The following is a 13,139-nucleotide window of genomic DNA, read 5'->3' as shown; positions in this document are numbered from 1 at the left end:
GTGAGCGCCCTTGTGCAGGACCATGACTGCCTGCTGCTTGACCTTGACGGCACGGTTTTCCGCGGGCACGAAGCCACCGAAGGCGCGGTCGAGACACTCTCGACCGTCAGCTCGCGCACGCTTTACGTCACCAACAACGCATCCCGCAGCCCGGCCGAGGTGGCCCAGCACCTACAGGAACTGGGCTTCGCCGCAAAACCAGACGACGTCGTCACCAGTGCGCAGAGCGCGGCGAATCTGCTGGCGGCCCAATTGCCGCCCGGCTCAGCGGTTCTCATCGTCGGCACCGATGCGCTGTCCGACGAGGTGCGACGGGCCGGGCTCGAACCGGTGCGGCAGTTCTCCGACCGGCCGGTCGGCGTCGTCCAGGGTCATTCCCCGCAGACCGGCTGGTCCGACCTGGCCGAAGCGGCGTTGGCGATTCGCAACGGTGCACTCTGGGTCGCGGCGAATGTCGATCTGACATTGCCGTCTGAGCGAGGTCTGCTGCCCGGCAACGGCTCGATGGTCGCGGCCCTGCGGGCGGCGACCAACCAGGAGCCCCAGGTGGCGGGCAAGCCGCAGCCAACGCTGATGAACGACGCGTTGGCCCGCGGTACGTTCTCCGCGCCCCTGGTCGTGGGGGATCGCCTCGATACCGACATCGCCGGGGCCAAGGCGGCCGACCTGCCGAGTCTGATGGTCCTGACCGGTGTCAGCACGGCGGGGGACATGATCCGGGCGGGGGCCTCGGAGCGGCCCGACTACCTGGCGGCCGACCTGCGCTCGCTGTACGCCCGCGCCGACATCCTGCGCGTCGAACCGCATCCGGCGTGGCGCATCGACATCGACTCATCCGACGTGGTTGTCCATGCCACCGGGCAGGACCGCGGCGACGCGTTGTCTGTCGTCCGTGCGACTGCCAGCGCCGTCTGGGATGCGAACCTCGACGGCCGTCCCTTCACGATTTCGGCGGGGGACGACACCGCGCGACAGGCCCTGGAGCCATGGTCCGTGCTCACCCCCGCCGATCAGCTAGCGTGAACATCGACATGAGTACCGAACCGGACCAAATTCGCGCCCAGATCGCGGAGTTGCTGGCAGACCTGCCCGACCCCGCGCAGGAGGGTGTCGAGATCGCCGACTCCGAGATCGACGTCATCGCCGCGCGGCTCGAAGAGGCGCACGACCTACTGGTCCGAGCGCTCGAATCGGTCGAGAAGGGCTGACCCCTCGTGGCACGGCGGGCACGTGTTGACGCCGAGCTGGTGCGACGCGGCCTGGCCCGCTCCCGCCAGCAGGCAGCCGAGCTGATCGGCGCGGGGCGCGTCAGCATCGACGGCATGCCCGCCGCCAAGCCCGCCACCGCCATCGCGATCAGCGCCGCCCTCACGGTCGACGACTCCGGCGAACGCGCCTGGGTATCGCGCGGCGCCCACAAATTGATCGGCGCACTGGACACCTTCGAGATCGCCGTCGACGGCCGCCGGTGCCTGGACGCCGGCGCCTCCACCGGAGGGTTTACCGAAGTCTTGCTCGATCGCGGCGCCCGCGAGGTCGTCGGCGTCGACGTCGGCTACGGACAGCTGGCCTGGTCGCTGCGCAACGATCCACGCGTCATCGTCATGGAGCGCACCAACGTGCGCGAACTCGCCGCCGACGCCATCGGCGGCCAGGTCGACCTGGTGGTCGCCGACCTGTCGTTCATCTCGCTGTCCACAGTGCTCCCGGCACTGACGTCGTGCGCCAAAGCCGACGCCGATATCGTTCCCATGGTGAAGCCGCAATTCGAGGTCGGCAAGGATCGCGTGGGCGCCGGCGGCGTCGTCGCAGATCCCCAATTGCGTGCCGAAGCGGTGCTCACCGTCGCCGGCCGCGCCGCCGCACTGCAGTGGCACACCGTCGCCGTCACCGCCAGCCCGCTGCCCGGTCCGTCCGGCAACGTCGAATACTTCTTGCGACTGCGAAAGCGGGCCGACGATCCACTTCAGGGGGAGTCGCTCGAACAGGCGGTGCTCCAGGCCGTGGCCCAGGGCCCGCAATGAGTGCCGAACGCAACATCCTGCTGGTCGTGCACACCGGTCGCGACGAGGCCACCGACGTCGCGCGCCGCGTTCACAAAGTACTCGGCGACAACGGGATTCGATTGAGAGTGCTGTCTGCAGAGGCCGTGGACCGCGCACCGGAACACCTGTCGCCCGACGACGCGCAGGCCCTCGGATCCGGCATCGAGGTCGTCGACGCCGAAGAGGCGGTCGCCGAAGGCTGCGAACTGGTTCTCGTCCTCGGCGGCGACGGCAGTTTCCTGCGCGGGGCCGAACTGGCTCGCAACGTCGAAATCCCGGTTCTGGGTGTGAATCTGGGGCGCATCGGCTTTCTCGCCGAGGCTGAAGCCGAGAACATCGACTCCGTGCTCGACCACCTCATCAAGCGTGACTACCGCGTCGAGGAGCGGATGACGCTCGACGTCGTCGTGCGCGCCGAGGGCGAGATCATCGACCGCGGTTGGGCACTCAACGAAGCCAGCCTCGAGAAGGGGCCGCGCCTGGGCGTGCTCGGCGCCGTACTCGAAGTCGACGGACGTCCCGTGTCGGCGTTCGGCTGTGACGGTGTGCTCGTCGCGACGCCCACCGGATCGACGGCGTGGGCCTTCTCCGCGGGCGGGCCGATCGTGTGGCCCGATCTGGAGGCAATTCTGGTGGTGCCCAACAATGCTCACGCGTTGTTCGCCCGACCGATGGTCACCAGCCCCGACGCGTCCATCGCGATCGAGGTCGAGGCGACTGGCCACGACGCGTTGGTGTTCTGCGACGGCCGTCGAGAGATGGTGGTACCTGCGGGTGGCCGCCTGGAAGTGACCCGCTGTGGCACGCCGCTGAAATGGGTACGGCTGGACAGCGCGCCCTTCACCGACCGCCTGGTGCGCAAGTTCCGATTGCCTGTCACAGGGTGGCGCGGGCAGTAGTGCTATCCGAGATACGCATCGAGTCGCTCGGCGCGATCAGCACCGCGACCGCCGAGTTCGGTCGCGGTCTCACCGTGCTCACCGGCGAGACGGGCACGGGCAAGACCATGGTGGTCACCAGTCTGCACCTGCTCGGCGGTGCGCGCGCCGATGCCACGCGGGTGCGGTCGGGTGCGCCCCGCGCCGTCGTCGAGGGCCGGTTCACGACAAGTGAACTGGGAGAAGACGTTACGGCACAGATTGACGAGATCCTCGATTCCTCGGGGGCCGAGCGTGACGACGACGGCAGCGTCATCGCTGCCCGCTCTGTCGCTCGTGACGGCCCGTCGCGGGCCTTCCTCGGCGGACGCAGCGTGCCCGCGAAATCGCTGGGAACCTTCACCACCGAATTGCTCACCTTGCACGGTCAGAACGACCAGCTGCGGCTGATGCGTCCCGACGAGCAACGCGGGGCACTGGACCGTTTCGTCGACATCGAGAAGCAGCTCAAGCGCTACCAGAAGCTCCGCGAAGAGTGGCTGGCCGCCCGCCGCGACCTCGTCGACCGCACGCAGCGGGCGCGCGAACTCGCCCAAGAAGCCGACCAGCTCAAGTTCGCCCTGAACGAGATTGACAGCGTTGCACCGCAACCCGGTGAGGACCATGGGCTCGTCGCCGATATCCAGCGGCTGTCGGAGCTGGACGCGGTACGGGAAGCGGGGCAGACCGCACGGGCGGCGCTGACCGGGGACGACGATCCGTCGCCCGAAAGTGTGTCCGCGTTCGGCGCTGCGGGACAGGCGAAGTCGGCATTGGAGGCGACTGAAGATACGACGCTGCGGGCGCTGGCCGCACAACTCGATGGTGCCCTTGCGGTGATCGGCGACGTGGCAAGCGAACTCGGCGATTATCTGGCGGAGCTGCCCAGTGACGCTAGTACCCTCGAGGCGAAGTTGCTGCGGCAGAGCGAGCTGCGCACGCTGACACGCAAGTACGCTGCCGACATCGACGGTGTGCTGCAGTGGGCGCAACAATCGCGGGACCGGCTGACGCAGCTCGACGTGTCCGAGGAAGCGCTCGCCGATCTGGAACGTCAGGTCCGCGCGCTGCACGATGAGGTCGTCGTCGCCGCCAACGACCTCACCAAGGCGCGGACCAAAGCGGCCAAGGGGCTGTCCAAGGCGGTGACCGCCGAACTGTCGGGGCTGGCGATGGCCGACGCCGAGTTCACGGTGTCGGTGGCGCCGCTGGCCGCACGCGTCGATGACACCGCACCACTGACCGTGTCCCCGGGTGTGATGGCTCACGCCGGCCAGCACGGCGTCGACGCCGTCGAGTTCGGCTTCGCCGCGCACCGCGGCATGGATGTGCTTCCGCTGAACAAGAGCGCGTCCGGCGGTGAGTTGTCGCGCGTCATGCTCGCGCTCGAGGTCGTGCTGGCCGCTTCGACCGAGGGCACGACGATGGTCTTCGACGAGGTCGACGCGGGAGTGGGCGGGCGCGCGGCGGTGCAGATCGGTCGTCGACTGTGCCGGTTGGCCAGAACGCACCAGGTCATCGTCGTCACTCACCTGCCCCAGGTGGCCGCCTACGCCGATGTGCACCTGATGGTGTCCAGCGGCGGAAAGGGCACGGCCAGCGGCGTGCACCGGTTGGACGACGACGACCGCGTGGCTGAACTCGCGCGGATGCTGGCGGGCCTTGGCGAATCCGACAGCGGCCGTGCGCATGCCCGTGAACTGCTGGAGGCGGCGCAGCAAGACCGGGGCGATAGCGCCTAGGAGTCAGTCTCCGAGAACGGTGTCGATCAATGCGCCGATGAACTCGGCATCGGCGACGTCATCCGTCATCAGTCGTCGGTAGAACACCGCGCCGGACAGCGCCGCGGAGGCGGCCTCCGCATCGACGCGTGCCGGAAACTGCCCATCGGTTACGCCGGCGGCGATGGCGTCGGTCAGGCGATGGCGCCGCTGAGCCGAATAGCGGTGAAAGAACTCGCGAATGGCCGGTTCGTTTTCCGTCGCTTGAATCAGTGCCGGGATACACGCTGCCACCGGCGAGTCGTTGAGTGCGCGGACCAGATGGCTCAGCAGCAACTCGACGCGTTGCCGGGCCGTGCCGGCGACGAGTTCGCGGTCGGGATTCGGTTGCACGTTGAGGGTCTCCAGCGCATCGGCGATCAACGCGGCCTTGTCGGGCCAGTGCCGGTACAGCGTGCTGCGTCCGACGCCTGCTCGCGCAGCCACCGACTCCATCCGGAAGCCCGCGTATCCCGTCTCTGCGAACTCTTCGAGGGCAGCGCGGCATATCACCCGCCGCGAGTGGCCAACGCGGGGATCGGGCTGCGACTTTTGGGACATATGTGTATCATAAACGCTAGGAGGTGCACAGATGAACAAGATCAGCGTTCGCTACATCGTCGACGACGTCGATGCTGCGGTGGACTTCTACACATCCGTATTCCAGTTCGAGGTCGCGATGCGGCCGGCACCGGGGTTTGCGATGCTCAACCGCGGAGAGTTGCGGCTTCTCCTCAACTCGCCCGGCGCCGGCGGCGCCGGCCAGACGCTCGCCGACGGCAGTCGACCAGAACCGGGTGGCTGGAACCGATTTCAGCTTCAAGTCGACGATCTCGATGCGGCGGTCGCGGATATGCGAAAGGTCGGCGCGGACTTGAGGATCGATGTGATCGACGGCAGAGGCGGACGGCAGGCGCTCGTGCCGGACCCGGCGGGCAACCTTGTCGAGATGTTTCAGCCCTATGCCTAATTGTGTTGCAGTTGTGACTGAAGTGAACTTCTGAGGCGCATGTTACGGCGCGCCTCCGACAGAGACGCGGCGGCTATCGACAGAATCGCCGCATGAAGATGTCAGCGCTGCTATCCCGCAATGCCAGCTCTCGCCCGGGCATCACCGGCACAGCCCGCGTCGACCGCGACATCGATCGACTGTTGAGACGCATCAACCCCGGGGACATCGTCGTCCTCGACGCCCTCGATCTGGACCGGATCACCGCGGACGCTCTCGTCGAGGCCGGCGTCACCGCGGTCGTCAACGCGTCACCGTCGATCTCCGGCCGGTACCCCAATCTCGGTCCCGAGGTGCTGGTCGCCAACGGTGTCACCCTGATCGACGACACCGGCGACGAGGTCTTCAAGAAGGTCAAGGACGGCGCGCGGGTGCGCCTGCACGAGGGCGGCGTCTACTCCGGTGACCGTCGCCTGATCCTCGGCGCCGAGCGCTCCGACCACGAAATCCATGAACTGATGCACGAGGCCAAGAGCGGACTGGTGGCACACCTGGAGGCCTTCGCGGGCAACACCATCGAGTTCATCCGCAGCGAGAGCCCGCTGCTGATCGACGGCATCGGCATCCCCGACATCGACGTCGACATGAACCGCCGCCACGTCGTCATCGTGGCCGAGGAGCCGAGTTCGGCTGCCGACCTGAAGGCCCTCAAGCCATTCATCAAGGAGTACCAACCGGTGCTGGTGGGCGTCGGCACCGGAGCCGACGTGCTGCGCAAGGCCGGCTACCGTCCGCAGCTCATCGTCGGTGACCCGGACCGGATCAGCGCCGACGCGCTGCGTTGCGGCGCGCAGGTCGTGCTGCCCGCCGACGCCGACGGGCACGCCGCGGGTCTGGAGCGGATTCAGGACCTCGGTGTCGGGGCAATGACGTTCCCGGCTGCCGGATCGGCCGCCGACCTCGCTCTGCTGCTGTGCGATCACCACGGCGCCTCGCTGATCGTGACCGCGGGCCACAGCGCAAGCATCGAAGAGTTCTTCGACCGGTCGCGCCAGCAGAGCAACCCGTCGACCTTCCTCACGCGCCTCAAGGTGGGGGAGAAGCTGGTCGACGCCAGGGCCGTCGCCACGCTGTATCGCAGCCGGGTCTCCGGTGGGGCCATCGCGTTGCTCGTGCTCGCCATGCTTGTCGCGGTGATCGTCGCGCTGTGGGTGTCGCGAGCGGATACAGCACTGGTCGATTGGGTCGTCGACTACTGGAACCGGTTCGCGCTCTGGGTTCAGGGCTGGGTCACTTAAAGGGGATGACATGATTTCCCTGCGCTCACATGCGATCTCACTCGCGGCGGTGTTCCTTGCGTTGGCCATCGGGGTCGCGCTGGGATCCGGCTTGCTCTCCGATACGGTCCTGTCGGGCCTGCGTGCGGACAAGGCCGAACTCCAGGACCAGATCAACACGCTCACCGATGACAAGAACGCCATCAACGAAAAGCTGAGCGCAGCAGGGGAATTTGATTCCCAAATGGCGCCACGGATCTTACGTGACTCGCTCAAGGGCAAGTCAGTGGTGATTTTCCGTACGCCGGATGCGGCACAGGACGACGTCGAGGGGCTGGCACGCCTGGTGTCCGAGGCCGGCGGAACCATCGCCGGGACCGTGGGCCTGACACCCGAATTCGTCAACGCGAATTCGTCCGAGAAACTGTTGTCGGTGGTGAACTCGCCGATCGTGCCCGCGGGGAAACAGCTGAGCACCACGTCGGTCGATCAGGGCTCGCAGGCCGGTGATCTGCTGGGCATCAGCCTGCTGATCAACAGGGACCCGAAGGTGTCCGTCGTCGACGACATGCAGCGCGACACCGTGCTGGCGACGCTGCGCGACACCGGCTTCATCACCTACGGCACCGAGCGCATCGGCCCGGCCGACACCGCACTGATCGTGACGGGCGGTGCGCTGCCCGAGGACGCCGGGAACCAGGGCTCCACCGTCGCCAGGTTCGCGGCCGGGATGGCTCCGCACGGCTCCGGCACGGTGCTGGCCGGACGCGACGGGTCGGCCTCCGGTACCGCCGCGGTGGCCGTCGCGAGGTCAGATGCCTCGCTGGGCACCGCCGTCAGCACCGTCGACGACATCGATTCGGAGTCCGGCCGGATCACCTCCGTGCTGGCTCTCGGCGACCTGATAGCCGGCGGCAAGCCCGGTCAGTACGGCATCGGCCAGGGCGCCGCATCGGTAACCATCCCGCAATAACGACGGGCGGCGCGTCAGCGACGGCTTGTCGGCGTCGGTGTTAGGGTTGGGTTCCGTGGGTCGGCAGGCCCCAGCTATTCACAGCGAGCCCCTGCCGCGTTGTCACGGAGGTTGCTCTTGCCAGCACTACGCAAGCACCCGCAGGCCCCCACGAAGCACATGTTCGTCACCGGGGGTGTGGTTTCCTCCCTCGGAAAAGGTCTGACCGCATCCAGCCTCGGACAGTTGCTGACGGCGCGCGGCCTGCAGGTGACGATGCAGAAGCTGGACCCCTACCTCAACGTCGACCCCGGAACCATGAACCCGTTCCAGCACGGAGAGGTCTTCGTGACCGAGGACGGTGCCGAGACCGACCTCGACGTCGGCCACTACGAGCGGTTCCTCGATCGCAATCTGTACGGGTCGGCGAATGTCACGACGGGGCAAGTCTATTCATCGGTGATCGCCAAGGAGCGCCGCGGCGAGTACCTCGGTGACACCGTGCAGGTGATTCCCCACATCACCGACGAGATCAAGCGGCGCATCCTGGCGATGGCCGACCCGGATCCTGCCGGGCACCGTCCCGACGTGGTGATCACCGAGATCGGCGGCACCGTCGGCGACATCGAATCGCTGCCGTTTCTGGAGGCCGCGCGCCAGGTGCGCCACGAAGTCGGCCGCGAGAACTGCTTCTTTCTGCACTGCTCGCTGGTGCCGTTCATGGCGCCGTCCGGCGAGCTGAAGACCAAGCCGACGCAGCACTCGGTGGCCGCGCTGCGCAGCATCGGTATCAGCCCCGACGCGTTGATTCTGCGGTGCGACCGCGACGTGCCCGAACCGTTGAAGAACAAGATCGCGCTGATGTGCGACGTGGACATCGACGGTGTCATCTCCACTCCGGACGCCCCGTCGATATACGACATTCCCAAGGTGCTGCACCGCGAGGAACTGGACGCCTATGTGGTGCGCCGACTCAACCTGCCGTTCCGCGACGTCGACTGGACGCAGTGGAACGACTTGCTGCACCGTGTGCACGAGCCGCGCGAGACGGTGCGAATCGCGTTGGTGGGCAAGTACATCGACCTGTCCGACGCCTACCTTTCGGTCGCCGAGGCGTTGCGCGCGGGCGGCTTCGCCCACCATGCCAAGGTGGAGATGCGGTGGGTCGCCTCCGACGACTGTGAATCCGACAGCGGTGCGGCCGCTGCACTCGGGGACGTCCACGGCATCCTGATTCCGGGCGGTTTCGGTATCCGCGGCATCGAGGGCAAGATCGGCGCCATCCGGTACGCGCGCAAACGGGGCCTGCCGGTCTTCGGGTTGTGCCTCGGCTTGCAGTGCATCGTCATCGAGGCGGCGCGCTCAGTGGGCATCACCGAGGCCAACTCGGCGGAGTTCGATCCGAAGACCCCCGACCCCGTCATCTCCACGATGGCCGACCAGCGCGACGCCGTTGCCGGCGAGGCCGACCTCGGCGGCACCATGCGCCTCGGTGCTTATCCGGCGGTACTGGAGCCGAATTCGATTGTGGCGCAGGCCTATGGCGCCCGCGAGGTGTCCGAACGGCATCGGCACCGATACGAGGTCAACAACTCGTATCGTGACCGGATCGCCGAGAGCGGATTGCGGTTCAGCGGGACGTCGCCGGACGGTCACCTCGTCGAGTTCGTCGAGTACGGCGCCGACGTGCATCCGTTCATCGTCGGCACCCAGGCGCACCCGGAGCTGAAGAGCAGGCCGACGCGGCCGCATCCGCTGTTCGTCGCGTTCGTCGGCGCGGCGCTGGACTACAAGGCCGAGGAGCGACTTCCCGGGATGGAGATTCCGGAGCACGCGAACGGCTCGGAGCACGCCGACGAGGTCGGACAGCAGTTGCGCGACACCGAGTTGCAAAAAACGGAAGCCCGTGGCTGAACACGATTTCGAGACCGCTGACTCCGAAATCCTTTACGTCGGCAGTATTTTCGCATTACGCGCCGATCAAGTGCGCATGCCAGGCGGCAACATCGCCAAGCGTGAAGTCGTCGAGCACTACGGGGCGGTCGGCATCGTCGCGCTTGACGACGAGAACAACGTCGCGATGGTCTACCAGTATCGGCACCCGATCGGCCGTCGGCTGTGGGAGCTGCCCGCGGGCCTGCTGGATCTCGGTGGCGAGGCGCCCCAACTGACCGCGGCGCGGGAGCTTGAGGAGGAGGCGGGCCTCGCCGCGTCGGATTGGCGTGTTCTTGCCGATCTCGTGTCGACGCCGGGGTTCACCGACGAGAGTGTGCGCGTCTATCTCGCGACCGGGCTGACCAATGTCGGACGGCCCGAGGCGCACGACGAGGAAGCCGATCTGCAGCTGAAGTGGTTTCCCCTGGTTGAGGCGGTGCGGATGGTGTTCGCCGGCGAGATCGTCAATTCTCTTGCGGTGGCGGGCATCCTGGCCGCAAACGCGATGCCGAACACGGGGGAGCTGCGCCCCGTCGACGCGCCGTGGATAGACCGGCCGCACAGGCTGGCGGAACGCAAGGCCGCGCAATGACGACCTTTCGCCCGGCCCTCGATGACCAGCTCCAGGGCTACCTCGACCACCTGACCATCGAGCGCGGCGTCGCCGCCAACACCCTGAGCTCCTACCGCCGAGATCTGCGGCGCTACTCCGAACACCTGACCCTGCGCGGCATCGACGACCTGGCGAAGGTGACCGAGTCTGACGTCAGCGACTTCTTGGTCGCGTTGCGCCGTGGCGATCCCGACGCTGGAGCGGTTCCGCTGTCCGCGGTTTCGGCCGCCCGAGCGCTGATCGCGGTCCGCGGGCTGCACCGCTTCGCCGAGGCCGAAGGGCTCACCACGCTGAACGTCGCGTCGGCCGTCAAACCACCGACGCCGAGCCGACGGCTGCCCAAGAGCCTGACGATCGACGAGGTGCTCGCGCTGCTGGACGGCGCCGGCGGTGACAGTGAGGCTGACGGCCCGCTCACGCTGCGCAACCGGGCACTGCTGGAACTGCTCTACTCGACCGGGGCGCGCATCTCGGAGGCCGTCGGCCTTGACCTGGACGACATCGACACGCGGGCACGGTCGGTGCTGCTTCGCGGCAAGGGCGGAAAGCAACGTCTGGTGCCCGTCGGCCGGCCCGCGGTCACGGCGTTGGACGCCTACTTCGTGCGCGGACGGCCCGAGCTGGCCCGCCGCGGACGCGGAACCCCCGCGATCTTCCTCAACGCCAGGGGCGGACGGCTCTCACGTCAGAGTGCGTGGCAGGTGCTTCAGGACGCCGCCGAACGGGCGGGCATCACGTCGGCGGTGTCGCCGCACGTGCTGCGGCACTCGTTCGCCACGCACCTGCTCGACGGCGGGGCCGACGTCCGCGTCGTCCAGGAGCTGCTCGGCCACGCATCGGTTACCACGACGCAGATCTACACGATGGTCACGGTGACGGCGCTGCGCGAGGTGTGGGCGGGGGCGCACCCTCGGGCGCAATAAAGCGAGGTGATGCTGACCTCAGCTGCCCAGGTACTCCGACTCGAGCACGAGGTCGGGGGCGAGCGTCTGATATTCGCCGTGCGTCTTGTGCTCCACCGTGGCGAATAACTTGCCCTGCTGCTCGCGCATGTACTCGCGGTACTTGGGGGAGCCCGGGATCAGCATATTGTCGGCGACCACGACGGACCCCTTGTGCAGCCAGCCGCGGTCCAGGATGGCCTGCAGGTCGGGCAGGTAGGCGGCCTTGTCGTGGTCGACGAACAGCAGATCCAGCGCTCCTGCGGCGAAGCCGTGCTCGCCGGCAAGCGCGTCGAGTGTCTTTCCGCCGTCACCGATCGTGCCGACCACGCACGTCACCCGGTCGGCGATTCCGGCGTGCTCCCAGATGCGTTGTGCCACCTCGGCGTTGGCGGCGGCAAGCTCGACCGAGAACACCTTCGCCTCCGGCGCGGCGCGGGCGATCCGCAGCGAGCCGTAGCCACAGTAGGTGCCCAGCTCGAGAGCCAACTTGGCGTCGGCGCGGCGCACCGCGGCGTCGAGCAGCCCGCCCTTCTCGTCCCCGATGTTGATCAGAAACGACTTCTCGTAGGCGAACTCGTCGACCTTGGCGATCACGTCGTCGATGTCGCCGCGCCGGGCATTGGCCACCACGTAGTCGGCGGCGGCTTGTTCTCGTCCGTCGCCGATCTGACCGGTCTTGGTGATGTTGCGGGACCCGACCGCCAGCCGCAGGAACGACCAACGCAGGAAGGGGATGCGGCGCTTGAGGCTCACGTGGACCAGCCTAGGCGGGATCTCGGGGGAAAAGTTGCCTGCGGGTCTGGCAGACCAGGCAGTCACCTCCCGTTAAACTTGCCCGGATGTCCGCCATGCCTACGTCTTGCCTGACCAGCGACGGTCGGCGTGGCTGACGACGACGAAGTCGCCGGCGTCGGCTTGACCGGCCGTCCACCGCGAGCCATCCCCCAGCCTGAGCCGAGGACCTCGCACGGTCCGGCCAAGGTCATCGCGATGTGCAATCAGAAGGGCGGGGTGGGCAAGACCACGTCGACCATCAACCTCGGCGCCAGCCTCGCCGAGTACGGGCGTCGCGTGCTCCTGGTCGACCTGGATCCGCAGGGTGCGCTGTCGGCGGGCCTGGGCGTGCCGCACTACGAACTCGAGCACACCGTCCACAACCTGCTGATCGAACCGCGGGTGTCGATCGACGACGTGCTGATTAATACCCGCGTCAAGAATCTCGACCTCGTGCCGAGCAATATCGACCTATCGGCGGCCGAGATCCAACTGGTCAACGAGGTGGGCCGCGAACAGTCCCTGGCCCGCGCGCTCTACCCGGTGCTGGACCGTTACGACTACGTGCTAATCGACTGCCAGCCGTCGCTGGGTCTGCTCACCGTCAACGGGCTGGCGTGCAGTGACGTGGTGATCATCCCGACGGAGTGCGAGTTCTTCTCACTGCGCGGACTGGCGCTGCTGACCGATACCGTCGACAAGGTGCACGACCGGCTGAACCCGAAGCTGTCCATCGGCGGCATTCTGATCACCCGATACGACCCGCGCACGGTGAACTCGCGCGAAGTCATGGCCCGAGTTCTGGAAAGATTCGGCGACCTGGTGTTCGACACCGTCATCACCCGTACGGTGCGCTTCCCCGAAACCAGCGTCGCCGGTGAACCCATCACCTCGTGGGCGCCGAAATCCGTTGGTGCTGAGGCATATCGGTCATTGGCGCGCGAGGTCATCGACCGGTTCGGCGCGTGATCGA

14 protein-coding genes are annotated in these 13,139 nt (G+C 67.3%); 12 read left to right on the top strand and 2 right to left on the bottom strand.

What is annotated here, in order from left to right; genetic code table 11:
• Genes G6N42_RS09305 through recN form a run of 5 tightly spaced genes read left to right on the top strand, consistent with a single transcriptional unit; the run spans position 1 to position 4,704 of the window.
• Positions 1 to 1,023 (top strand): HAD-IIA family hydrolase, encoded by a 1,023-nt coding sequence (locus G6N42_RS09305; RefSeq protein ID WP_163728861.1) that lies wholly within the window; start codon positions 1 to 3, stop codon positions 1,021 to 1,023.
• 8 nt (positions 1,024 to 1,031) lie between these two features.
• Positions 1,032 to 1,208: a hypothetical protein gene (locus tag G6N42_RS30920; RefSeq protein WP_174262042.1), complete on the top strand. Its 177-nt coding sequence runs from the start codon at positions 1,032 to 1,034 to the stop codon at positions 1,206 to 1,208.
• A 6-nt stretch (positions 1,209 to 1,214) separates the two neighbouring features.
• Positions 1,215 to 2,024, top strand: a complete 810-nt coding sequence (locus G6N42_RS09300) for a TlyA family RNA methyltransferase (RefSeq protein WP_163728860.1) — start codon at positions 1,215 to 1,217, stop codon at positions 2,022 to 2,024.
• Entirely contained in the window at positions 2,021 to 2,944 is a 924-nt protein-coding gene (locus G6N42_RS09295) for an NAD kinase (protein ID WP_163728857.1), read from the top strand. The genes G6N42_RS09300 and G6N42_RS09295 overlap by 4 nt, the downstream gene beginning before the upstream one ends.
• Positions 2,944 to 4,704, top strand: a complete 1,761-nt coding sequence (gene recN / locus G6N42_RS09290) for a DNA repair protein RecN (protein ID WP_163737234.1) — start codon at positions 2,944 to 2,946, stop codon at positions 4,702 to 4,704. The genes G6N42_RS09295 and recN overlap by 1 nt, the downstream gene beginning before the upstream one ends.
• A 3-nt stretch (positions 4,705 to 4,707) precedes the next feature.
• On the opposite strand, the gene G6N42_RS09285 is transcribed toward recN, so the two are convergent.
• Positions 4,708 to 5,283 carry a TetR/AcrR family transcriptional regulator gene (locus tag G6N42_RS09285; RefSeq protein WP_163728853.1) on the bottom strand — a complete coding sequence of 192 codons (576 nt, stop codon included), beginning with the start codon at positions 5,281 to 5,283 and terminating at the stop codon, positions 4,708 to 4,710.
• Between the two features lie 31 nt (positions 5,284 to 5,314).
• Here G6N42_RS09285 and G6N42_RS09280 point away from each other — a divergent pair, with 31 nt between their 5' ends.
• From G6N42_RS09280 to xerD, 6 genes are all read left to right on the top strand, one after another.
• Entirely contained in the window at positions 5,315 to 5,692 is a 378-nt protein-coding gene (locus tag G6N42_RS09280) for a VOC family protein (protein ID WP_163728851.1), read from the top strand.
• Between the two features lie 92 nt (positions 5,693 to 5,784).
• Positions 5,785 to 6,969, top strand: a complete 1,185-nt coding sequence (gene steA / locus G6N42_RS09275) for a putative cytokinetic ring protein SteA (protein WP_163728848.1) — start codon at positions 5,785 to 5,787, stop codon at positions 6,967 to 6,969.
• Positions 6,970 to 6,979: 10 nt separating this feature from the next.
• Complete coding sequence (locus G6N42_RS09270) at positions 6,980 to 7,921, top strand: copper transporter (RefSeq protein WP_163728844.1); 942 nt, start codon at positions 6,980 to 6,982, stop codon at positions 7,919 to 7,921.
• 117 nt (positions 7,922 to 8,038) lie between these two features.
• Positions 8,039 to 9,814 carry a CTP synthase gene (gene pyrG / locus G6N42_RS09265; protein ID WP_197905526.1) on the top strand — a complete coding sequence of 592 codons (1,776 nt, stop codon included), beginning with the start codon at positions 8,039 to 8,041 and terminating at the stop codon, positions 9,812 to 9,814.
• On the top strand, positions 9,807 to 10,427 hold the full coding sequence (locus G6N42_RS09260) for an NUDIX domain-containing protein (RefSeq protein WP_163728841.1): 621 nt from the start codon (positions 9,807 to 9,809) through the stop codon (positions 10,425 to 10,427). Before pyrG ends, G6N42_RS09260 begins: the two co-directional genes overlap by 8 nt.
• Positions 10,424 to 11,371, top strand: a complete 948-nt coding sequence (xerD, locus tag G6N42_RS09255; protein ID WP_163728838.1) for a site-specific tyrosine recombinase XerD — start codon at positions 10,424 to 10,426, stop codon at positions 11,369 to 11,371. Before G6N42_RS09260 ends, xerD begins: the two co-directional genes overlap by 4 nt.
• Positions 11,372 to 11,389: 18 nt before the next feature.
• On the opposite strand, the gene G6N42_RS09250 is transcribed toward xerD, so the two are convergent.
• Complete coding sequence (locus tag G6N42_RS09250; protein ID WP_163728834.1) at positions 11,390 to 12,145, bottom strand: O-methyltransferase; 756 nt, start codon at positions 12,143 to 12,145, stop codon at positions 11,390 to 11,392.
• Positions 12,146 to 12,274: 129 nt separating this feature from the next.
• Between G6N42_RS09250 and G6N42_RS09245 the strand changes: the two genes are divergently transcribed.
• A complete protein-coding gene (locus G6N42_RS09245) occupies positions 12,275 to 13,135 on the top strand; it encodes a ParA family protein (RefSeq protein WP_163728830.1) in 861 nt (286 codons plus the stop codon).
• Positions 13,136 to 13,139: the final 4 nt, after the last annotated feature.

Source organism: Mycobacterium gallinarum (genome assembly GCF_010726765.1).
GTDB classification, from domain to species: Bacteria; Actinomycetota; Actinomycetes; order Mycobacteriales; family Mycobacteriaceae; genus Mycobacterium; species Mycobacterium gallinarum.
This window is presented reverse-complemented; position numbering and strand designations above follow the sequence as displayed.

Coding starts and splice junctions, on each gene's coding strand:
- G6N42_RS30920 (WP_174262042.1), top strand. CDS start 1,032: ATGAGTACCGAACCGGACCAAATTCGCGCCCAGATCGCGGAGTTGCTG.
- G6N42_RS09295 (WP_163728857.1), top strand. CDS start 2,021: ATGAGTGCCGAACGCAACATCCTGCTGGTCGTGCACACCGGTCGCGAC.
- G6N42_RS09285 (WP_163728853.1), bottom strand. CDS start 5,283: ATGTCCCAAAAGTCGCAGCCCGATCCCCGCGTTGGCCACTCGCGGCGG.
- G6N42_RS09280 (WP_163728851.1), top strand. CDS start 5,315: ATGAACAAGATCAGCGTTCGCTACATCGTCGACGACGTCGATGCTGCG.
- steA (WP_163728848.1), top strand. CDS start 5,785: ATGAAGATGTCAGCGCTGCTATCCCGCAATGCCAGCTCTCGCCCGGGC.
- G6N42_RS09270 (WP_163728844.1), top strand. CDS start 6,980: ATGATTTCCCTGCGCTCACATGCGATCTCACTCGCGGCGGTGTTCCTT.
- xerD (WP_163728838.1), top strand. CDS start 10,424: ATGACGACCTTTCGCCCGGCCCTCGATGACCAGCTCCAGGGCTACCTC.